The organism is Algibacillus agarilyticus, assembly GCF_003286125.1.
GTDB lineage: Bacteria > Pseudomonadota > Gammaproteobacteria > Enterobacterales > Alteromonadaceae > Algibacillus > Algibacillus agarilyticus.
The window spans coordinates 31,439-53,001 of the sequence record NZ_QMED01000033.1 but is presented as its reverse complement, the minus strand read 5'-3'; the positions used below and the strand labels follow the sequence as shown (position 1 = coordinate 53,001).

16 protein-coding genes are annotated in these 21,563 nt (G+C 37.8%); 8 read left to right on the top strand and 8 right to left on the bottom strand.

Going from position 1 to position 21,563, the window contains the following annotated elements:
- Positions 1-217: 217 nt before the first annotated feature.
- The 4 genes from istA to DPX34_RS18545 all read left to right on the top strand — a co-directional run bounded on the left by istA (position 218) and on the right by DPX34_RS18545 (position 4,446).
- Positions 218-1,762: an IS21 family transposase gene (gene istA, locus DPX34_RS18560; RefSeq protein WP_111979360.1), complete on the top strand. Its 1,545-nt coding sequence runs from the start codon at positions 218-220 to the stop codon at positions 1,760-1,762.
- 11 nt (positions 1,763-1,773) lie between these two features.
- Complete coding sequence (istB, locus tag DPX34_RS18555; RefSeq protein WP_111979296.1) at positions 1,774-2,526, top strand: IS21-like element helper ATPase IstB; 753 nt, start codon at positions 1,774-1,776, stop codon at positions 2,524-2,526.
- Between the two features lie 44 nt (positions 2,527-2,570).
- Complete coding sequence (locus DPX34_RS18550) at positions 2,571-3,029, top strand: hypothetical protein (RefSeq protein ID WP_111979934.1); 459 nt, start codon at positions 2,571-2,573, stop codon at positions 3,027-3,029.
- Between the two features lie 226 nt (positions 3,030-3,255).
- Positions 3,256-4,446, top strand: coding sequence for a hypothetical protein (locus DPX34_RS18545; protein WP_157964790.1), 1,191 nt, complete (start codon positions 3,256-3,258; stop codon positions 4,444-4,446).
- Positions 4,447-4,674: 228 nt separating this feature from the next.
- Here the strand turns inward: DPX34_RS18545 and DPX34_RS18540 are convergent, their stop codons facing one another.
- From DPX34_RS18540 to DPX34_RS18515, 6 genes are all read right to left on the bottom strand, one after another.
- Positions 4,675-4,953, bottom strand: a complete 279-nt coding sequence (locus DPX34_RS18540; RefSeq protein ID WP_111979932.1) for an amphi-Trp domain-containing protein — start codon at positions 4,951-4,953, stop codon at positions 4,675-4,677.
- The gene (locus DPX34_RS18535; protein ID WP_111979931.1) at positions 4,943-6,289 is read right to left on the bottom strand and encodes a metallophosphoesterase; all 1,347 of its coding nucleotides are present in this window, start codon (positions 6,287-6,289) and stop codon (positions 4,943-4,945) included. Before DPX34_RS18535 ends, DPX34_RS18540 begins: the two co-directional genes overlap by 11 nt.
- 93 nt (positions 6,290-6,382) lie before the next feature.
- Positions 6,383-7,096, bottom strand: coding sequence for a histidine phosphatase family protein (locus tag DPX34_RS18530; RefSeq protein WP_111979930.1), 714 nt, complete (start codon positions 7,094-7,096; stop codon positions 6,383-6,385).
- Positions 7,097-7,106: 10 nt separating this feature from the next.
- Positions 7,107-8,213, bottom strand: coding sequence for an HprK-related kinase B (locus tag DPX34_RS18525; protein WP_111979929.1), 1,107 nt, complete (start codon positions 8,211-8,213; stop codon positions 7,107-7,109).
- 1 nt (position 8,214) lies between these two features.
- Entirely contained in the window at positions 8,215-9,111 is an 897-nt protein-coding gene (locus tag DPX34_RS18520) for a GAK system ATP-grasp enzyme (RefSeq protein WP_111979928.1), read from the bottom strand.
- On the bottom strand, positions 9,104-10,729 hold the full coding sequence (locus DPX34_RS18515) for a phosphotransferase (protein WP_111979927.1): 1,626 nt from the start codon (positions 10,727-10,729) through the stop codon (positions 9,104-9,106). The genes DPX34_RS18520 and DPX34_RS18515 overlap by 8 nt, the downstream gene beginning before the upstream one ends.
- Before the next feature lie 372 nt (positions 10,730-11,101).
- Between DPX34_RS18515 and DPX34_RS18510 the strand changes: the two genes are divergently transcribed.
- Positions 11,102-12,295: a GAK system CofD-like protein gene (locus DPX34_RS18510; protein ID WP_111979926.1), complete on the top strand. Its 1,194-nt coding sequence runs from the start codon at positions 11,102-11,104 to the stop codon at positions 12,293-12,295.
- A 430-nt stretch (positions 12,296-12,725) separates the two neighbouring features.
- Here DPX34_RS18510 and DPX34_RS18505 read toward each other — a convergent pair whose 3' ends face one another.
- Positions 12,726-12,932, bottom strand: coding sequence for a hypothetical protein (locus DPX34_RS18505; RefSeq protein ID WP_111979925.1), 207 nt, complete (start codon positions 12,930-12,932; stop codon positions 12,726-12,728).
- Positions 12,933-13,417: 485 nt separating this feature from the next.
- Here DPX34_RS18505 and DPX34_RS18500 point away from each other — a divergent pair, with 485 nt between their 5' ends.
- Both DPX34_RS18500 and DPX34_RS18495 read left to right on the top strand, forming a co-directional pair.
- Complete coding sequence (locus tag DPX34_RS18500) at positions 13,418-13,837, top strand: GFA family protein (RefSeq protein ID WP_111979924.1); 420 nt, start codon at positions 13,418-13,420, stop codon at positions 13,835-13,837.
- Between the two features lie 619 nt (positions 13,838-14,456).
- Entirely contained in the window at positions 14,457-15,146 is a 690-nt protein-coding gene (locus DPX34_RS18495; protein WP_157964789.1) for a methyl-accepting chemotaxis protein, read from the top strand.
- Between the two features lie 836 nt (positions 15,147-15,982).
- Here DPX34_RS18495 and DPX34_RS18485 read toward each other — a convergent pair.
- Positions 15,983-16,381 carry a hypothetical protein gene (locus DPX34_RS18485; protein WP_111979922.1) on the bottom strand — a complete coding sequence of 133 codons (399 nt, stop codon included), beginning with the start codon at positions 16,379-16,381 and terminating at the stop codon, positions 15,983-15,985.
- 1,309 nt (positions 16,382-17,690) lie between these two features.
- On the opposite strand from DPX34_RS18485, the gene DPX34_RS18480 reads away from it, so the two are divergent.
- Positions 17,691-20,939 carry a carbohydrate-binding protein gene (locus tag DPX34_RS18480; protein WP_111979921.1) on the top strand — a complete coding sequence of 1,083 codons (3,249 nt, stop codon included), beginning with the start codon at positions 17,691-17,693 and terminating at the stop codon, positions 20,937-20,939.
- Positions 20,940-21,563 lie beyond the last annotated feature (624 nt).

Genomic DNA, 21,563 nt, shown 5'->3' with positions numbered 1-21,563 from the left:
GTGCATATTTTCATGCATCGCGATCACCTAATAACATTGATGCCGATCAGCTAATAACATCCATCGCGATCATGCAATAACATCGATGCCGATCACTTTTAACAAAAATGTTATTGAGTGATCGACTTGATGTTATTTGCTACCTAATCAAATTTCTCACGCATTGTAGGTGTGTTTAATCGTTATTCTTATCGTTTTAATTGCGATGGGGATAACTATGCCAACGGCACCTATATCTATGAGAAAACTTAAAGAAATACTTCGACTAAAATACGGTTCAAACTTAACGCATCGTCAAATAGCCAAAAGCTTGTCCATATCTCCATCTTCTGTTTCGACTTATGCGAACCGAGCTGCTCAGCTAGGGTTGAGTCAATGGCCTTTAGAAGATAAATGGGATGATGTCTCGTTAAAGCACGCCTTTTTCAATACCAAGGCAAAACCTAAACAATTTTCGCTACCCGAATGGTCTACGGTCAAACAAGCGTTAAGCTGTAAAACCATGACCCTTTTGCTGCTGTGGCAAGAGTACGCAGAGCAACACCCAGAGGGGCATTACAGTTACAATCACTATTGCAGGCAATATAAAGCTTGGCTTAAAACGCAAAGGCTTTCTATGCGCCAACACCACAAAGCGGGTGAAAAATTGTTTGTTGATTATTGCGGGCCAACCCTACCGATTGTTAATCCCAAAACAGGTGAATACCGTACGGCTCAAGTCTTTGTAGCGGTCATGGGGGCGTCGAATTACACCTACGCTGAAGCCACGCTATCACAAGGGTTAGAAGATTGGATAATGAGCCATGTTCGCTGCTTCGAGTTTCTCGGCGGCGTGCCGGAACTGGTGATACCGGACAACCTTAAAAGCGGCGTAACGAAAGCTTGTCGCTATGAGCCAGATTTAAACCCCACTTATCAACAATTAGCAGAGCATTATGATACGACGGTTATTCCTGCTCGGCCTTATAAACCCAAAGATAAAGCGAAAGCGGAAGTAGGCGTGCAAATTGTTGAACGTTGGATCATGGCTCGCCTTCGCCATGAAACCTTCTTCAGCTTGAAACAACTTAACCAGCGTATCGCAGAATTGCTTGACGATATGAATAACAGGAAAATGAAAAAGCACCCTGGCAGTCGAACCAGTCAGTTTGCCGCCATTGATAAACCCGCCTTAAAACCGCTACCACAGAGCACATATCAATATACCTTCGTTAAAAAGGTACGCGTTCATATCGATTACCATGTAGAAGTTGAACAGCATTATTACTCAGTGCCGTATTCCTTGGTCAAACAAAAGCTTGAAGCACATATAGGTGACCAACAAGTGAAGATTTACCACCAAGATAAGCTGGTGGCTATTCACCCAAGAGCTTATGGTGTAGGCCGGCATAGCACCAATGAACAACATATGCCCGAAGCGCATCGTCAGCATCAACAATGGTCGCCACAACGACTTGAACGGTGGGCGGCGCAAATCGGCAAACATACCGAGTCCTTGGTTAGACTCTACCTACAATCGCGTAAACACCCTGAGCAAAGTTACCGTCGCTGCCTTGGCTTATTAAACCTAGCCAAACAATATTCACCAGAACGACTGAATGCAGCTTGTGCCAGAGCATTGCAGACAAAAGTGACGCACCTTAAGGCCATCAGCAATATGCTCAGTAAAGGGTTAGAACAACAGCCACTACCGAATGAACAAAGAGACTTGCTTAATGACATTGAGCATCAAAACATCCGCGGTCAAGACTACTATCATTAAGGAATATTCACATGAATACATTATCAAACCAGTTAACGACATTAAAACTTAGCGGTGTTAAAGCCGCCTTATTACAACAAAAAGAGCAGTCTAATCTCTATATGGAACAAAGCTTCGAAGAGCGATTAAGCTTGCTACTGGACTATGAAATTACGGGACGGGAGCAGCGGCGTATTGAACGCCTCACCAGGCAAGCCAAATTTAGAATTAAAGCTAACTTACAAGAACTAGAATACCAAGCAGAGCGAGGGTTAAGCCAAGATAAGATCCGTAGCCTTGCACAAGGTGAATGGTTAACTCAACAGCATAACTTATTGATCACGGGGGCAACGGGTTGTGGCAAAACATACCTTAGTTGCGCGCTGGGTCATCATTATTGCCAGCAAGAACATAGCGTTTACTACTTCCGCTTAAAAGAACTACTGGAAAAGCTGTTTATGGCGCAAGCAGATGGTAGCTATCGAAAGTTAATCAACAAACTCAAAAGCTGCGACTTGCTGATCTTAGATGATTGGGGACTTGAGCCACTCAATGCCCAACAACGTAGCGATTTACTTGAGATTATCGATGCAAGATATGACTTCAAATCGACCATGATCACCAGTCAGCTTCCCGTCACCAGTTGGTATGAAATGATTGGAGAATCGACACACGCTGATGCGATCTTAGATAGACTTGTTCACAGTGCGATCAAGATCGAATTAAAAGGAGAATCAATGAGAAAAAGAAGAAATAAATTGACGGAAGCCGATCACGTCAGTTAGATTTTTATCAGGTCTACAATCGTGAGAAATTGTGATCGCCATCGATGTTATTAAGCGATCGGCATCATGTTATTACGCAAGATGAGCTCGAAGGTCTTGTTAATATCGCAAGCACTTACCCATACACTCATATTACTTGGGTTAATGAGCAAATAACTGAAATTGGTATAATAAAAGAAAACAGGTTCCAGCGGATACAAGATGCTGATATTTCAAAGCTAATAGATTTTGCTAAAAATCAAAATAGACAAGGACTGGAGTTATATAAATCTGAGCAAGGTAACTGGCACTTTCCATTGTTTAACCAAACTATTAAAACTAACAATGCAGTAGTGAAAATAAGTACGCAATACATCTTTAATAATCAGACTCATACAACGCTCAAAAATTGTGGTTCAATTGAATATTCAAAGGTAGCTGACGGCGAATGTATGGTTGCTATATTTGATAAATGGGTGCTTCATAAATATTGGTTTACAACAGCATTTAAAAATGGAATATAATAAATAAGGATAGGTGTCGCGAAGCCGGTGCAATAATATAAATGAAGATCGGGGTGCGGCTCTGTAATGGGTCGTTTTACCATTAATTAATTGGGACATCCATTCAAATTTCATAAAGAGCCCGAATAAAAAACAACTGTTCTAATTCATCAAGACTATATTTGGCATGAATGCCCCGCAAAAACACTTGAAATTTACCTTCAACTAGCGAAGTATTATTTCAATATTGAATCTTGCTACACCAGATATTGGTGAAGAGGCCCTGTTAATGAAATATCTTTTCATTATTTTAATTTTACTATGTACTAATGCGCTCGCCACGCAAATGACTAAAGTCATCATAGATGATCCTATTTTAGATAATGAGAAGTGCGAAATTAATACGATATTGAGCATGGGATCTTATATTTTTCATTACCCTTCAAAATATGATCAAATTTTCTTTCCTGATGATTCTTTGCAGGGGGTTAGTGTTTGCGAAAAGTCTGGGTTTATTGCGTTTAATGACGATTTTGAAAATTTAACAAAACAAGAAAAGTCCGATATACATAAGTATCTAAACAAATCTAAATTCAAGCTCGGATTAGAGAACGAGTATGGTTGTGTAAATGACGAAGTTAAGCTACAACATCTGGAAAAAATATACAGCTTCAGAAAGAAATCCCAAAAGTTTAAATTTCGTTTGAATCGTGTTTTAGCTTATCTCTACGATGTTAGAAATCTGCATGAAAAGGCGAATGGATATAGGACTATAGCTTTCGAGCAATTGCCACAACTACTGTCATCTGCAACTGAAACACTAGATAAATTAAAATACCTTTATATAGGTACATCATATAGCAAACAGCTAAAGTTAGTGGAGCAGCACGCGCGTTATCAACAGCAGTTACTGGCGCTTCTCAATAAAGACATTCCGGAAGATGCGCAAGGTTTTGCCAATTATATCTCTAAATTGTCTGAGGACACGGTCAATATCGAACCTTTGGGAACATTGCGACCTAGCATGGATAAGCCTAGCAAAATTATCACTAATAATAGAAAGTTAGACAAAACGATCTATAAAAAGTCCCCGGAGCAATGCCATAGCCACTTAGACGAACTAATAGGCCAATGCGAAAGGCATTTTAATAGAGTTAGAAAATCTCAGTTTAAGAAAAGTATTGCTTTTCGCAAAAAGATTATAGAAACAGGTAATATTTCTTTACTAAATGAGTTTGATTCTAAGTATATTAGGTTTCAAATTGACTGGTTTGTAGACAGTGTTGAATACAGCAAGTCTAACCTTAAATTTCTGGAAGAACTTAAAGAATCCATTACATTCAACACAATGATGCAAACACATTGCAGTTATATGAACCCGACATACCTGAAATTGGATAAATTAATTTTAAGTTTTAAAGAAAAAGCACGTCGTTAAGAATCAAGGCGGTATAAAACCCTTCAAGGACAGTCACCGATGTGTATTCGATTCGATTATGTAATATTTAATTAAATCAGAGGTTTATATGTGCCAGTCCTGCATGGTCGGATCTTTTGTTATTGGCTTTTGACGTAGATCCACTATGCCATCAAGCCAATGCCGCGATCAAAAAGCTTTGAAATTGAACAAAATCTATACCTCAAAGACAAAACGCCGTGGCCTATCTTAATTATTATCGTCGCCAATAATAATTGATTTGTTTTTAATTGGCGCTTTGTCTTCAGATTGCCAAGTAATAGACAAGTTGATTTTATTGGTATTGTTATCTTCAGACGCTTTTAATTTTAGTTTTAATAACCCCTCTGGTGACATTACAATTTCACCATCTTCATCGGTTAAACTAACTTGTCCTTTGCCGATCCCTTTTGCTAGCGCCTTAAGCATGTCTTGGATCGTTTTTTTATCTTGTAATGACTCGTGATGAAACTGTTTTTTATGAAGCATATTTGCCTTCTAAATAAAGTTTGGGTTCAAAAACTTTTGCGTATGGGTAATCATTGCTTATACCAACAACATGCCCTTCTGGACGAATAATTGTCGCACCCGCGCCCACACCTTCTAGCCCTTCTTTCTGACGAGAGTGTCGATCAATCGTGATGTCTCCCTCTACATGTAATAGGCCTTTTTTAAACGCTAAGCGTTGCCCTTGTTTACGATTTACATGGCCTTGCACAATAACGTGTATGCCTTGACGATGTAAGCGATTTACCCCTTTTTCTGATAACGAAAAATCGGCATCTCGATATTTAGTACGCAGTACGTTCGCTACAACGCCATAATAAAATGTAAATAAATCAGACTGTGTTTGTTTTTGATACATTTTATTAATTTTTTTGATGCCTTTTTTATCAATTAATTTGCTAATTTTATCGTCTAAGCCAGCATGAACAAAGACAAACGAAGCTTGTTTGTAAATTAACTGCATCTTTTTAAAAAACCAAGAAAACTCACCAGACTTAGTTAAAAATAACTGTTGGCACTTTTGAGCAATTACATAGACATCGCGCATTGTTAAATCATATTTGGCACAACTCGCTTCAAAACCATTTATTTTTTTGCTGGTTTTCTTAATTTCGTTTTCTATCGCTTTGCCAGATAAACGTGTTTTAACCGCTTCCGAAAAAGCCTCGCACCAGTTATCCCTTGGAAATAGTTCAGCTTTACATTCTTGCTCAGTTAATGTTATTTGCTCGTAGTCTGTATCGGTAACGAATTCTTGTTGTACTTCTTTTAGCAATGGAATAACTTTAGTCCCCATTCTTATAAAAAAGTGCTCAGACGTTACGTCTTTTGGGGTGCTGATCGCGCGCAAACCTAACAATAAGCGCATATCATGGTTACCGGCAATTAACTTAACTTTAGCCCCTAAATCAAATAACTTTTTTATCGCTCGCAATAGGTTTAGGTTACTTGGTCCTTTATCTAAACAATCACCGCCAATAACAAATACGGATTTTTTACCTATTTTGGTTAGTTTAAAATCTAAATAACCCGCACCTGTTTTTGTTGCGCCGCCCGATGCAACTAAAGATGCAACAAAACCATCAGCGTCGGCATGCGGATCAGATATAAATAAAACTTGTTTATTTGGCGCTTTCCACGGCTTATAACTTACTGTTTTGTTCATTAAGTCGCTAAAGTTAGATTCTTGTTCTGTTTCGACATTAGCAGAATGAACCTGAGTCAAATCCCAAGATTCAATCTTTGATGGTAAGTCTCCTGTTAGACACAGTGCAGGGTTAAAAGTCGCTAAATGCGGTAAGTATGTGGCTAATGTCATAATAATTTATTTCATTTGTTTTAGGGTTAATAAAACTTATAAGACAACAAAATGACATTTTCATGAACACAAATAGAATATTTTTCAGTCAGTTTAGTCTTTGTACTCACTGTTGACGTTACGGATTTTCCAGTTTCCCTTACCTTTCAACCAGTTACCTTTATTATCTACTTCAAACATCACCGGTTGAGCGTGATACATACTTAATTTTGCTATGTCATTAAATTCCATTGCACCTAAATAATGAGCGGCATGCCTAAACGCAGCACCATGGCCAAAAAACAATTTAACCACGGTTTTATCTACCTGCTCATCATTATCAAAACGTTCAATCCGACTTGTTACATGCTGAGCAACGCGCTTACCTGACATCATTAATGATTCAGCGCCTTCAAACGGTAAGCAGTAATGACTGTCTGACTTCCAATTATTAGGTAACGTGTCATACCTTGGGTCTAACTCAACAATTTGATTAATTTGCTTAACTGTTAAGTTAGCCATCGAGGTACCCACACTTCGTTCGGCCAAACAAGTAAACGATTCAATGACAATCGATTGGCCAATGACAGGCTGCAATACCGATTTATATATATCAGCAGTTTGCCAAGCTCTTAACAGGTGTGAACAATCAAAAATAGGGTCTACTTGCCAATTCTCATCATTGGCTAACTGCAAAAACTGTTTAGCTTGCAATAATGACTGCTGCTCACCTTCGTTATTCAAATTAAAAGCTTGATGAGCACTTGGTGCGCCTTTTATTTGGTTGTAGTCACCATGTCGTATAAAAGCAACAATCAAATTGGCCATAAACGGTTCCCTAACTAAATAAAGGTTTACAAAGTTGGCTCATTTTAATGAAATCGGCTCTACCCGTCGCTTCATACATCGTTACACCTTCTAAATGTTCCAAATATTTAGCTTCGTCTAACGTAATGTCATCACGATAAAAAGTGCCGTCACTAAATTGAAAAAATGGACCTGGAGATTTCATTACAGCGGCAAGCAAGTCTGAACGTTTTGTAATATCAATTGGTTTTAATTCAGTTGGCTCGTCTGAATTACGGTGCCAGTTAAGAACAATAAAATGTTTTAATTTTCCGATAGTCGCTATTCGGTTTTCACCGTATAAATCTGAAATCATCACATCATATTTTTGTTCTAATTCCCATAATTCATTTTTGTCCATTGCTAAGAAGGCTTGTTTTTCTTCTTCCGAAATCAAAGACAGCAAACGTTCATTATTAACAATGGTTCCGGGGTTAATCCGTGGTAGTTTAGGAATACCCGCTGCTTCAATTCCATTTTCGCTTTTACCAATTAACAATCTATCGTTTGTTAAATATTTTAATGATTCATCTTCTAACAGGTGCAACATTAATGTTGATTTACCACCACCAGAAAACCCTGCCATTGCAATCGCGATGTCGCCTTTAACTAAGCCTGCGGCATGACAGGTTTGCCAACCTGTATTTTGTAACCAACTCATATATTGTGAATTAACAAAATTGATCACTTGATTGTCGTTAGCTAAGCAAGGTCCTACCGCTATTCGGGTCGTTAAACTTTGCAAAAAGACCATTCCGGTGCGAACTTTAAATAATATACGTGCAGCATCAAAATCGTAATAAGCGTCTTTACGGCCGACTTTTCCGCCTTCTCTGCGCCAATCTTTAAAAGGTAGATATAATACGAGTGGTTCAGATTGTAATGCGACAATATGCATGTCTGCATTATTAGCTGCACAAACGGCATCACTAGCATGAACGTGAGTAAAATATTTTTTTAATTGAGCTAAATGCGCAAAATTATTAGCACTTACCTTAATAACGCAACGGCCGATTTGTAAAAAAAGTGATTCGTCGATTAGTGTATGTTTTGCTAAAAGTTCGTCAGCCAATGTATCGAATGAGGTGATATCGGTCATATTATTTTTTACTCTTTAATTGCGTAAGTACATGGTCAACATATAATTTGGCAGCATTAACACCGGCACCTTCTAATGCACCTTTAAAACCACCAAAAGCAGACACTTCAAAAACGATTGGGCCATCTGGTGTTAGCGCTACATCTACCGTTGTAAAGTCCATATTAAAAGGCGCTTGCGCTTTATAAGCTAAATCAATAATATCTTGGCTTGGTTCAAATGGTTCGTATTTACCGCCGCTATTAATCGTTGTATTCCAACTATCGTTTTGCGAAACGCGCGCGTAAGTCCCCAAGTATTTGCCTGCTAAAAAGACCATGCCTAAATCTTGACCCGATAAATCAATTTTACGTTGAATATACATTGATTGATTAGCGGCTTTAAATTCACTCACTCGGGCTTTTATTTCATCATCTGGCAAGTCACTTTCAATTAAGCACATGCCACGGGCCTTTGTCGAAAATAGAGGTTTAAATACCGCAGCCCCAAATTGTTTTACAACGGTTATCGCGTGTTCTACATCTTCAGTAATAACCGTGTCAGGCATCGGTATACCATTGTTTCTTAAGGTAACCGTGCAACTGACTCGATTAATTAACCTCAGCATGCTTTCTGCCCCGCTAAATACACGAACGCCTTGCGCTTCTGCCATGCGTAGTAGCTCTAAGCGATCTAATGTATTAGGACTATATTCGGCACTAATTTTTTTTACAATTAGCGCATCAAATTCCGATAGGTTAATACCATTAAAGATAAGTGCATGATTTGTTAAATCTAACGACACTTTTGCCATATCAATAACACATCGAAAGCCTGTTGCTGTTTCAATACTGTCTGCTAATGTCTCGGTTGACCATTTTCCTGGTATGCCGATGACGCCTATTTTTAAGTTAGTCAAAAAATAGCTCCTGAATAGGTAATTTAAATCGTTTATTAGGTTTAGTACTTAGGCCTAATTCTAATAAATATCGTGCTTTTAAAAACATTTTATTAGCTAATGATTTATCTAAAATAAATCTCGTTGATGTGGCAAACGACCTAGCTAAACCGAATGCCAAACGTAAATCGAACTGGGTATCGCCTTGCTTAATTGCATAACGGCGAGTTGAATTGTAAAAGGCAATGATGACGGCTAACAACCTTTCTCGTACCGGACCATCAAAAACTTGTAATCGATAGTTTGATACCATAAACACAGATACATCTTGCACATAATCCATATATTTAGAACGATGCAAATCAATAAAATTTATTCGATTTTCAATTGGGTCAAAAATGACGTTATCAATATTAAAGTCACCGTGAATATAAACAGAAAATGGTGAAGAGAGTATTTTTTCAAATTCGATAGTTTGATCAATCAAATCATTAAAACTAGGAATAAAATGACCGCAAATTGTTTTATTGGTGTAGTTAAATTCAGGGTGTATTTTATACACGTCTGGCATACGTTTTTTTAACTGAACGCCAAAATTGGCTAACTGAGGTTCTTCGTTGCGCGTTTCTTGCCACACTTTTCGTAGCGTTTTATTGAGTGCTTTTAATGCAAGGTTTACTAGTTCGTTAGATTCGTTTAAAACCAATTTTTCAAATGTATAACCGGGTAAGTGCTCGATTAATATAGCCGCTGACTCACCTCTTTTTTCATAAGCTAAAATTTTAGGTGCTAAGCCTGGGTATATAGAGTGCCAACTTTCTACACCTAAACGTTCCCCTTTTACTTTGCTTTTATTGCCGTCTTTAAAAACGGCAATAGGTTCATTGGTATTTTTTGTGGTAATACCTGAAATCGCGCTTCCAGAACGGGTTTCAGCTATCGGATTAATCGTTAATTCTTGTTCTGATACCGATAAATCATTAACAAATTGATTTAACGATTGAAACCTATCGGTATTAACATTTTGGCCAATATTACGTGAGATAATGGCTTCGCTTATCTGGGTTATTTTTTCAGCCATATTTTGAAAGTTTCTTGCCACAAATAAAACATGAACAAAGTCTCTGGTTTGTTTATGTTTAGTGAAGCTTTCTTCATATTTTTTTACTAACTGGTTGATCTTACGTTTTATCAAATCAGCCTTTTTAGCAATTTTAAGTGCATCAGGAGACTTTTGACTAGACAATGCGGGTTCAATAAGTGCTATTGCCAGTTTGACTTGAGAACAAACTAACACCAAAAGTTTAGGCTGAACCAAACTAAAGTCATTTACCTGAGTTAACTCTTCAACGATGAAACGAGACTGCTCTGTTAACTCGTCTAAAATAACCGCTATGTTTTCCACGTTTCTCAAAGACACTTGAGCGGGTTTATTTTGCTGCTGTTTAATTAAGTATCTAAAGTTTCCATTTTGAATTCTGTTTTTTAAGTTATTAGTGTAACCCCAACGATCAACTATATTACGTGCTAACTCTTCATTAGGGTTTAGCAAATAACGTTGTAATGTACTAATTTGAGAATTAACTTCTACCGTCAAAAAGTGTAAATTATCGAGCGTTATTTTAGGTATTTTGATCATATGAGGTAAAAAAACCTAGTAAGTAGTATTTTTGATAAAAATCAGATTATAACTAACTGATAATAAATTAAATTTTTGTTTGGTTTATTAATTTTTGATTAATTTTTTAATTGGCCAGTATTGAATATTAATGTCGATAGTTGCAATATTTATGTAAAAAATAACGCCTTATATGCAAAGCGTAAAACAAGTTGTAATACACCTTAGTTACACATATAAATACAACAAACCAAGTTATTAAGCTATAGTTAACTATAATCAATCTGATAAGTGCGTTTTGTTACTTACCATTTATAATATTAACGCTGGCATTAACTTTTATCCGTAATTACAGATAAAAATATCTGACTTTCAATACACAGTGGTTCACAAATGCGTCCAGTAAAAATCACCCGTAATGCGCAAATTCCAGATCGTTTACGAATAAGTCGGTATCAAAAAAATCCTGAATTAGGGCCTCAAATTTTATTTTTTAGTGGTGGTTCTGCCTTAAACGCATTTAGTCACACATTAAAAAAATACACTCATAATTCAATTCATTTAGTTACTCCTTTTGATTCTGGCGGGAGTTCAGCCGAGTTAAGAAAAGCCTTTAACATGCCTGCAATAGGCGATCTTAGAAGCAGGTTAATGGCTTTAGCGGATGAGTCTGTTTTGGGGCACCCCGAAATTTATCGACTTTTTTCATACCGATTAGATAAAAAAAAATCGCAAGCCGAGTTACGGCATCAACTTGAGCAGTTTATCAACGGTACCGAAAGTTTAGTTAGCGATATTGCAAACCCAATGCGCCGTGTAATTCGTAACCAATTAGGCTATTTTTATGATGCAATGCCAGACAATTTTAATTTGAAAGGCGCAAGTGTGGGCAACTTAATATTGACTGGCGGTTATTTAAATAACCATGAACACCTTGATCCTATTATTTTTCTATTTTCAAAGCTGGTCAATGTGCAAGGCACCGTTAGAGCGGTTGTTAACGATGATTTACATATTAGAGCTAAATTAAAAAATGGAGAGGTCGTTCTGGGGCAACACATGCTCACAGGTAAAGAAGCCCCTAAAATAACAAGCCCGATCACCGAATTAAAATTATCAGAAAGCTTAAACGAATATATTCCAGCCACAGCAGAGTTGCAGAAAAAAAACAGAAAGCTAATTGAAAATGCAGAAATCATTTGTTTTTCACCGGGAAGCTTTTATTCAAGTTTGTTAGCAAATCTACTGCCTTATGGGGTTGCAAGTGCAATAAGCTTAAATGGTAACCCAAAAGTATATATACCCAATTTAGGCAATGACCCAGAACAAGTCGGCATGACGCTAGAGCAAAACATTGATGCTTTACTAAAAGCGTTAATCGCCGATATTAGCATTAAATCGTCGCCATCTGATTTACTTCAATTTGTATTATTAGACTCTAAGAACGGACACTATTTTGGGGGAGTGCCTAGTAAAAAACTAAATAAATTAGGCATAAAAGTAATCGATACAGCATTAATAAGAAGTGATAATCCAACAATATATGATAACGAGCTTTTATGTGCGGCTTTGTTGTCATTAACATAAAGGCACGGGTTAAATTCATGTGCCATGCCAAAAGTTTAAATCGGCGGTTTTACTCTAAATATCGGCGTATTGTCTTTGATAAATGAGTTTTTGAAGGCGTACTAATATTGAAGAGCGTATTATTTAATGGAGCATATTTATGTTTAACAAAACAATGAATAAACAAATTATAGGGTTTAGTGTCTCAGCTACATTATTTTTGATTATTGCTGTTTTAGAAAGAAGTTTTTTGTTCTTTTCTCTTACCTATTTATTTTATATTTTATCGGTTTATCACTATAAAAAGTTGAATGATTAAATTTTTGATTCAATAGAGCTATATGAGTTGTTTATAAGTAGACATTTCAACTATTGGATACTTATTAGTTGCCTGTCTCATACGATTACGGCTAACAGCACAAATATAATATTACGCATGAGCTTATGTTTACTATTTAACAAACCTAAAAGCAATAAAACAAAAACCAATACCAGCACACAACATAAAACTAGAAATTGCAGTTTGAATATTTATAGATAATTGACCAATTTGAGAATAATTATAGTTAAGAAACAAACCGCTGAGAATGATAACTGCGAGACCTAAAGCAATAAGTAAATATTTGATTATGCTTAATCCGATTTTATTTGAATTCATTCTATTCTAAGCTCCTTTGTCGACAAAACGCCTCATTCGGAGGCAATAAAAGAGTGGGTTAAATAAGTGACGTAGGAGCAAAAAAATAACTGTATTTTGACACGCTTAAGCGCCTTGTGCACGCCCATCATAGGCATGGACTAATAAGGTGAAAGCCCTATGTAGGAAGGTCACCGTTTATTTAACTGATTGTTATTAAACGCTAACGACTAGCAAATGGCAACTGCAAAATTGTGAGTTATTGGGTGAGGGTAGATATACAGTTTATCGTTGTCTGTCCTGATCGATATCAAATTATCCCACATCGATGACTGTCCCGCATGAATACGACCTTATACGGTTCTTTTTCGATTGATATTTGCTGACGTTACTTTTTATCCGTATTGACTTAACATTGACCTATAGAATAAAGATTAAAGCCGTTTTTTCTCTGCTCTAATCTTGCTCTCTTATTAACAGTGATTGGCCTAAAAAGGAGAAATAAAATGGAAGGCAGCTGCCTTTGTGGTGATATTAAGTTTCAAATTAACATCGATATGCTAAGAATGTATCAATGTCATTGTGAGCAATGTCGAAAGCAAACGGGTACCGCATCTAGTTGTGGCTCTGTGGTTACGCAAGATCAGTTTTCATGGACGAGTGGAGAAAGCAACATTACAAAGTGGGAAAAGGATTCTGGTTTCACTTCACATTTTTGCTCCAAATGTGGTTCTTCAGTGCCTAATAAATTTAGAGGCGAACCCTTTTATTGGATCCCCGTTGGTTTAGTGGATAGTAATAAAGTGCAAACCGTTGCAAATATCTTTACGGGTGAAAAAGTAACTTGGAGTCATGTTGATTCCTTCATTCACCCCCATGATAAAAAGCCAGCTATAAAAACGATGATCAAATTATTATGCGAATAGTCTATTTTAAATAAACGAAAGTAAGCCCATACGATTATTAAAGGCTGAGGGTAAGATACCCTTGGCTACCCGATTATATTCAATCCACTAAACTACTCAGTTATCTTTTGTTCTTTTAATTAAGAAAACAACAAGAAAAAAGACAGAGAAAGACGCAACAAACATGGAAATGTCGCTACCTGAATATTCTCCATTGCAAGCTGAATTATGACAAGTAAATTTAGCGCCACTTGCGATAGTCAAAACGCCAAAAACTATAGATAGAATTAAATATGAATGTTTTTTCATGGAACACTCTTTCGCATAAAACGAGCTTGTAGAATTACTCGTTTTTATTGTTGCTTATAATTGCGTTAAACACTATCTGAGTTTGTCAGCTGCTTCAATCTTGTTTACAGTCTTTTTTGAGGGTATTTATGCTGATTAGCTATTTTAGGAGAGCTTATGAATGCCGGTCCCATACGGTGAAATATCGGCACCAATTTAATGCAGAAGATCATATAAACTTAAAAGGTGCAGTGAATAGAGTGCCATTTAATGCAATAAAGTAAAGTGGTGTAATACTTGCTTGGTATCGTCCTTAGCGAGTATTCATAGCCAGTTATCAAGGAAACAAAAAATGTTGAAAGAGAGTGATGTAAGTGTACTGATCAATCACAGTGGACGTCTGCGAATGTTATCTCACCGTTCAGCAATGTTTATTACCGTTCTGTCGGAGCAAACCTCTACGGATCCTTGGTTCAACGATGAACTCGCCGTTACTATCAAAAAATTTGAACACGATTACAAGTTACTGATAGATACTTTAGCGCAGGATGAAAACACCAATACACGCTTTCTAAAGTTTAAAGACAGCACTCAGGTACACGATCAATCTATCGATAATATTATCCAGCATTTTCTCAGCGAGCTGCACAAGCTAAACACCGCCGTGCGTTACAAAAAAAGCATTCCGAACGACACCCTTGTTACTTTTATTAAATTCGTGTCATCTAGCCTTTTGCTAGCGTTGAACGAGATTGTCGCTTTTTTTGAAGCATTATTACTCGATATCGCCAATAGTAAGCTTAAACGCATCAATACGCTGGGGGCAGATATTGAAGAATCACTGTCGGAAGTTGACAAAATAAACCTATCAATCAAAATTTTGTCATTCAACGCCTCTGTTGAAGCCGCAAGAGCCGGTGAAATGGGCGCGGGTTTTAAAGTGGTTGCCAACGAGATGAATAGGTTGAACATGATGACACGCGACGTCACTCAAGGGGTGAATGCCAGCGTTAACACCTTTATTAAAGAGATTAACAATTAGCGCTTGTTACCACCTAACTCACAAAAAATTATCGGGAAAAACGCCACCGGCAGCCACTCTAAGAAAAGATAGATGAAACAGATATCGGCTATATTGTTTTTGATAAATGAATTAATTGACAGAGCTTATGGATGCCTGTCCCAGACAATTTTTAAATTGACAGAGCTTATGGATGCCTGTCCCAGACAATTTTTAAATTGACAGAGCTTATGGATGCCTGTCCCAGACAATTTTTTAGCAAGCTTAGCGCCAACATACTTGAGGGGGTTATGATGGCTGTCCTGCACGATAATAACTACTGTTTACGGAAGTTCGTAATACTGTCTATGCCTATAAAAATTACTTAATTTATTATCTTCGAAGTTTAAGCGGATACTATTTGAGTATTCTCCATCACCACCAAAGTAAACGCGCCACTGATTATGCATAAACATTTCATCGATATCATGAGAGAGCTTAGTATGTTTTGGATTATCATAATTGTCAGTTTCTACATACGTGTAAACTACGAAATCGGGGTAATCATCTTTCAAGTTCATTACATCAATGAAAGTTTCCTGTTTACTGGAGCCGATTGTAAATCCGTATTTACTGCCCTCGTAAATTGAATCATGAATAGTCGAAGCCCAAAGGAAAAATATGTATGCAACAATTAGAAATATACAAAATAAAATTGGATAAGAAATCATTTTTAACAAGAACTTCACGCCGATCCTTCCTTTTAGTTCAACGCCCGGCTAAGCCGCCGGAACGGAATTGATTGTTTTGTGCCAGCGTCGCTGAAAAGCACAAAACGAGCAACGCAGTGGAGGTCGGATTGAGCCGTTTGTTAAGCGCTATTCTACGCACTGACCGCTTACTAATTTTGACATCTCCAAATTATAAGATGTTGAATAATTCAATGCTCTATGTCTCGAAATGTTGTTTTTACATTTTACGGTAGGCCAGATTACAACAGCTTCAGAGTTGTCAATTTGGCGTACACAACTTTCTTCTGGTATTGGATAATGCGGCCCAAAACCGTTTGGAACGCCATAAAAACGTACAAACCCCTCCAAGTAATCTTGACGAGCTTGATACTTGGCTTGCGAAGGATTGTACAACCTCTTCAAGTCAGATATAGGGCACTCAAACGAAACCGAACCACTTACATATATTTCTGGCTCAGAATCAACGGTGATTGTATTTGTACAGCCAGCCAATACGAGACTTATTAATAAGATGATTTTTTTCATGGGTACGCTTAACGTTTAGCATTCATGCGTCACGTAGTATGTGATCGTATAATGCCATGTTGAACGAAGCTGATGCCTACGCCCAACTTTAAATTGGTGTGCTTAATGGTATAGGAAATTGCTTTTTAAATAAAGGAAGTGAGCTTCAGTATTAAACGCAAAAAACACCCCCGGCAGCCACTCTAAGAAAAGATAGATGAAACAGATATCGGCTACATAGTGTTTGATAAATGAGTTAGTTGATCGGTAGAGCTTATTATTACCTGCCCACGATTTTTGATTGATTTCTTAATAAGCAAAGTAAGCCCATACATACATACATAAATCAATACATCAAATGTCATTTAACTAAAACGACTATTGCTTATTTAAATACTAATCGTGTAACAAATTGAGTAATAACACTCAATTCATGCCTCTTTTTAAGTCGTTTGATGGTTTTGCATCAAAATGTATCAAAAAAATATACAATATGAAAAATAAATTGTTGTTGTAAAATATTTAGGATTGTTGTTTTGTATATGATTTTTGTTTTTCAAATAAAGGTATTAAGTAATAAGGCGATGTTACACTTAAACCCCTTTTTATTTATGTTTTTATATGAAATTTATACACCTGTATTAAATTTAAATGACCGTCAGCCATAAACGATGTGTATGGATTGTTGCTGTAAAATGTATAAAGTGACGAACTCTATTTAAGTGGTTATTTTATTGGTGAGCACTTAACTGGTTATTTATTAATAATATTTTTATTCCACTTCAAACTCTCTCTTGTTGTCCTGTTTTTTAATTATTGAGTTGTTATGCAAACCGCTTTTGAGATTTTTCTATTTATAAGGTTCTTAACTTTTATAGTTTGGGGTTTTAGGTGGGCTATTTTGCGTTTAAGGCTATTCATCGTTTTTATAACACCTTTTATATTGATTTTAAATTATGTGAATGTTTTTAAGTGGTTGATTTTAAAGTGTTAAATTGGTTTTTGTGCTTGTTTTTCATAAATGCTTATTTTAGTCATACCAAAGAATGATGAATTTTGTTTTATATATGGTTTTATTGGTTTGCATGTGAGTTTAATCTTCTAGGTGTTGGTATTATCCATCAATAATGTATCTATATTGTTAACAATTTATTTTGAGTTGTTAACTAATTGATGTTAGCTTTAAGGTGAACAATGACGAAATATACAACAATAAAAGACATTGCAGCATTGGCTTATTAACTTCGCTTATGAAGGCTGATATCAAGAAGTTTGATGACACTTAAGATAATGACTGTGACGAAAACAACATTTGAACTAGGAACAGGGTATGTATAAAACCAAACGAACATTGCTTAATATGGGGGTTGCCATGGCATTGGCAACTACATGTACACAGGCATTAGCTGATAGTGTCATTATTGAAGCTGAGAATTATGTCAACGTCGGTGGCACATTTGTTGATAACCAGCCAGAACCTGTCGGTATTTATACGATAGATGGCAAGCAAGCGATTAACTATGTTAATGCAGGCGATTTTGTCGATTACAATATAAATGTAGCGGGCGGCGAATACGCGGTTGAATATTTAGTGGGGACTAATGTTGCATCAGGCCCCGCAATTGAATTACTAACTAATGAAAATGGTACATGGGTTAGTCAAGGTACGGTTGCCGTACCAGCCGACGGTTGGAATAACTTTCAACCTTTATCACACTCTAAAACAATCACGTTACCTTCCGGCGCATCAACTATTCGCTTACACGCAATGGGTTCAAATTGGCAGTGGAACTTAGAATCGTTTTCATTAACATCAGTTAACGTTGACCCCGATCCGGTTGCGCCGGGTGAATCCTTTGTCATTGAGATGGAAGATTTTGATGCAACAGGCGGCCGCGTATCAGGTGCGATTATTGGCGAAAGAGGCTTACCAAGCGATATGCATACGGTTGTTGACAGTGTGCAAAACGGTGATTGGGTTGATTATCAAATTAATTTCCCGGTAAGTGGCAATTATAGTATCGATATGTTGGCTTCAAGCCAAAATGTAAACGCTAATGCGGCGCTGTATATTGACGGTGAATTAATTAATGAAGAGCCTGTTTTTACCGACGGCCAAGCTAACTTTGAAACGTTCCCATTAACCACGAGCACCTATGTGAGCGCTGGTATTCATACTGTGCGTGTTGAAGCAACAACAAGCGCAGGTAATGGTTGGATGTGGTTTGGTGACAACTTAACAATAACCTCGCTAGGCGGTAATGGTGGCGATAATGGCAATGGAACTAACGAAGACGGTGACATTGTTATTGAGCTAGAAGACTTTTTTAACACCGGTGCTCGAAATAAAATAGGCGGCGACAGTGTATTAGGTTTTGGTAAAACGGCCGAGGGCGTCAATTTTGTTACCAATGGTGATTACGGCGATTACAAAGTCACCTTTACTCAGCCGGGTACATACCAAGCTTATATCACTATTTCGGCGGGGACTGGTAGTTATGGCGCGCGTATCATGCTTGATGATTGGCCGGTTGCGCATGGCTACATGACCGATACGGGTGGTGTGGCTAAAGAGTTTGGCTTAGCGGGCGGTCACTTTTCGGTACAAAAAGCCGGTACTTATGATTTACGGGTACAAGCTTACGGTGGCTCAGATTGGCAATGGACAGGCGATAACGTGCGTATAGAGCGTGTGGGTAATTATACGCCAGCACCTGCGCCTCATTATGATCCAGCTGATCACTTTGTAGCAGAAATTAATGGCCCCAAAACTGATGTACTGCATTTAAGCAAACCCGTTAACATACCGGCTTCTAAGCGTGTACTTAAAGCCGATGTTTGGTATACCTATCCACAAAATAGTCAATTAGCCGGTTACGACAATTTTGGTGCTACAGGTGCATTCTGGGGACATCCACCAGAACATGATTTTTATGATGATACGACAATTATTGATTGGACCGAGTTAGTTTCAAACTTCCAAAACCAAGGTATTGAATACACTGCTCGTGGTGAGTTTGATTGGGGTTACGGTTGGTTTACTGAATACACGACTAACCCAGAGCCGCATTATGTACGTACATTAGATGATACCTACGTCAGAATGACCTTTATGGGTTATCACAGCCATGATGGCTTTAATAACAACTGGTTGAGTAACCATAGCCCGGCATTTGTACCGTTTATGAAATCGCAGGTTGATCAAATATTAAAAGCTAACCCGAATAAGTTAATGTTTGATACGCAAACAAACTCAACGCGTACAACTGATATGCGCACGTTTGGTGGTGATTTCTCGCCTTATGCGATGCAAAACTTCCGTATTTGGCTAGACAAGAAATATAGTAACTCTCAGTTAGCGGCAATGGGTATTAACAACATTAATACCTTTGATTACAAGCAACACTTAATTAATGCGGGTATCACACATGACTTGTTTAGAAATGGAGCCGATAAGATCACGGGTGATATTCCGATGGTTGAAGATTTTATCTACTTTAATCGTGATGTGTGGAACCAAAAGTTTGGTGAAGTGTTAACGTATATTCGTCAACAACGCCCTGATATTGAGATTGGTGCGAGTACGCATTTATTTGAATCACGTGGTTATATCTTCAACGAAAACATTACGTTCTTATCAGGTGAGTTAAACTTAGGTGCAAAACAGTCAATCACTGAATTGCCAACCAAAATTCTTGCTCATTTAAAAGGCGCTCAAGCGGTGGGTAAAACATTAGCTTACTTCCCATACCCTTGGGAGTTTGCAGAGCTTAAAGCACAAAATGCACCACGTTTTGGTCGCGGGTGGGTTGCTCAAGCGTATGCTTATGGTGGCATCTTCTCTATTCCAGCTAACGTATGGCTAGGTGGCGATGGTGTTTGGTCGCCGGGTGCTGATAACTACCGTGATATTTATAAGCTCGTTCGCAATAAGGCTCGTTTATTTAACAACTACACGTCTTATTCTAAAGTGGGTCTTGTTCATGCGATGTACTCATCAATGAAAGCCGGTTTCATCGATGGTGGTGGCACAATGCAAAACAGTGTGAAACTACTTACAGAAGGTAACTTTAACTTTGACATGTTAGTGTTTGGTGATGAGGGTTATCCGGTTGTACCCCGCGCTGAAGATTTTGATAAGTTCGATGTGATCTTCACTGATGGTGATCTTCAATATTTAACGGATGACCAAAAAGCGGTATTAGATGCACAGGGCAGTAAGGTTAAACATATTGGCCAACGTGGTAATTATGCAGATACCGTTATAGCGGTTAATGTTAATGGCACTGCGTCTAACGACACTGTGTCGGCGGTATCGCGAATTCACCAGTCTAATGCGAATGCACCTTATGTGGTTCATTTAATTAATCGTCCGTTTGCTAATGGCGTAACACCAACACTTAACGGGGTTAAAGTAAGCATTCCACAAGGGTATTTCCCAGAGAATGTCACCTCAGCTAAGTTACATTTACCAGGCGGTTCAACGACTAACTTAACGGTTACAACCAATGCGAATGGTGAGGCAAGCGTTACTGTTAATAATCTTGAAGTATGGGGTTTACTTGAATTGATTCACTAATTCAGTGATTATTTAATACAGTAAAGTGAAGGTCGCTTAAGCAGTCATGCCTCCCAGTTCAACTGGCAGGTATGGTTCATTAAGTGGCCTTTTTTGTATTAAGTCATGTATGTTTTGTCAGGTTGTTTCAAGGTATGAAACAACCTAACAAAGCATATTTAACCCGCCAACCTCCACGCAATACAACATTAACGCCAGCGCTCATGTAGGTTGGCGCTAAGCTTGCGCAGCCCAACGTCACGCATGGTGTATTAAAATGGACAATTTTGTGGTTAGAACAAGGCGTGTTGGGCTTCATGCTTCAGCCCAACCTACTCGGCTAACTCATCAAACGGTATTTTGCATAGGGTGCTGCAAAAAACACTGCAATACAACATTAACGCCAGCGCTCATGTAGGTTGGTGCTAAGCTTGCGCAGCCCAACGTCACGCATGGTTTATTAAAATGGACAATTTTGTGGTTAGAACAAGGCGTGTTAGGCTTCATGCTTCAGCCCAACCTACTCGGCTAACTCATCAAACGCTATTTTGTATGGGGTGCTGCAAAAAACACTGCAAAACAACATTAACGCCGGCGCTCAAGTAGGTTGGCGCTAAGCTTGCGCAGCCCAACGTCACGCATGGT

Bases quoted from the DNA above. Each gene is read 5' to 3' on its own strand.
- istA (WP_111979360.1), top strand. From the start codon at position 218: ATGCCAACGGCACCTATATCTATGAGAAAACTTAAAGAAATACTTCGA.
- DPX34_RS18535 (WP_111979931.1), bottom strand. From the start codon at position 6,289: ATGACATTAGCCACATACTTACCGCATTTAGCGACTTTTAACCCTGCA.
- DPX34_RS18530 (WP_111979930.1), bottom strand. From the start codon at position 7,096: ATGGCCAATTTGATTGTTGCTTTTATACGACATGGTGACTACAACCAA.
- istB (WP_111979296.1), top strand. From the start codon at position 1,774: ATGAATACATTATCAAACCAGTTAACGACATTAAAACTTAGCGGTGTT.
- DPX34_RS18550 (WP_111979934.1), top strand. From the start codon at position 2,571: ATGTTATTAAGCGATCGGCATCATGTTATTACGCAAGATGAGCTCGAA.
- DPX34_RS18505 (WP_111979925.1), bottom strand. From the start codon at position 12,932: ATGAATTCAAATAAAATCGGATTAAGCATAATCAAATATTTACTTATT.
- DPX34_RS18515 (WP_111979927.1), bottom strand. From the start codon at position 10,729: ATGATCAAAATACCTAAAATAACGCTCGATAATTTACACTTTTTGACG.
- DPX34_RS18540 (WP_111979932.1), bottom strand. From the start codon at position 4,953: ATGCTTCATAAAAAACAGTTTCATCACGAGTCATTACAAGATAAAAAA.
- DPX34_RS18485 (WP_111979922.1), bottom strand. From the start codon at position 16,381: ATGAAAAAAATCATCTTATTAATAAGTCTCGTATTGGCTGGCTGTACA.
- DPX34_RS18480 (WP_111979921.1), top strand. From the start codon at position 17,691: ATGTATAAAACCAAACGAACATTGCTTAATATGGGGGTTGCCATGGCA.
- DPX34_RS18525 (WP_111979929.1), bottom strand. From the start codon at position 8,213: ATGACCGATATCACCTCATTCGATACATTGGCTGACGAACTTTTAGCA.
- DPX34_RS18510 (WP_111979926.1), top strand. From the start codon at position 11,102: ATGCGTCCAGTAAAAATCACCCGTAATGCGCAAATTCCAGATCGTTTA.
- DPX34_RS18495 (WP_157964789.1), top strand. From the start codon at position 14,457: ATGTTGAAAGAGAGTGATGTAAGTGTACTGATCAATCACAGTGGACGT.
- DPX34_RS18500 (WP_111979924.1), top strand. From the start codon at position 13,418: ATGGAAGGCAGCTGCCTTTGTGGTGATATTAAGTTTCAAATTAACATC.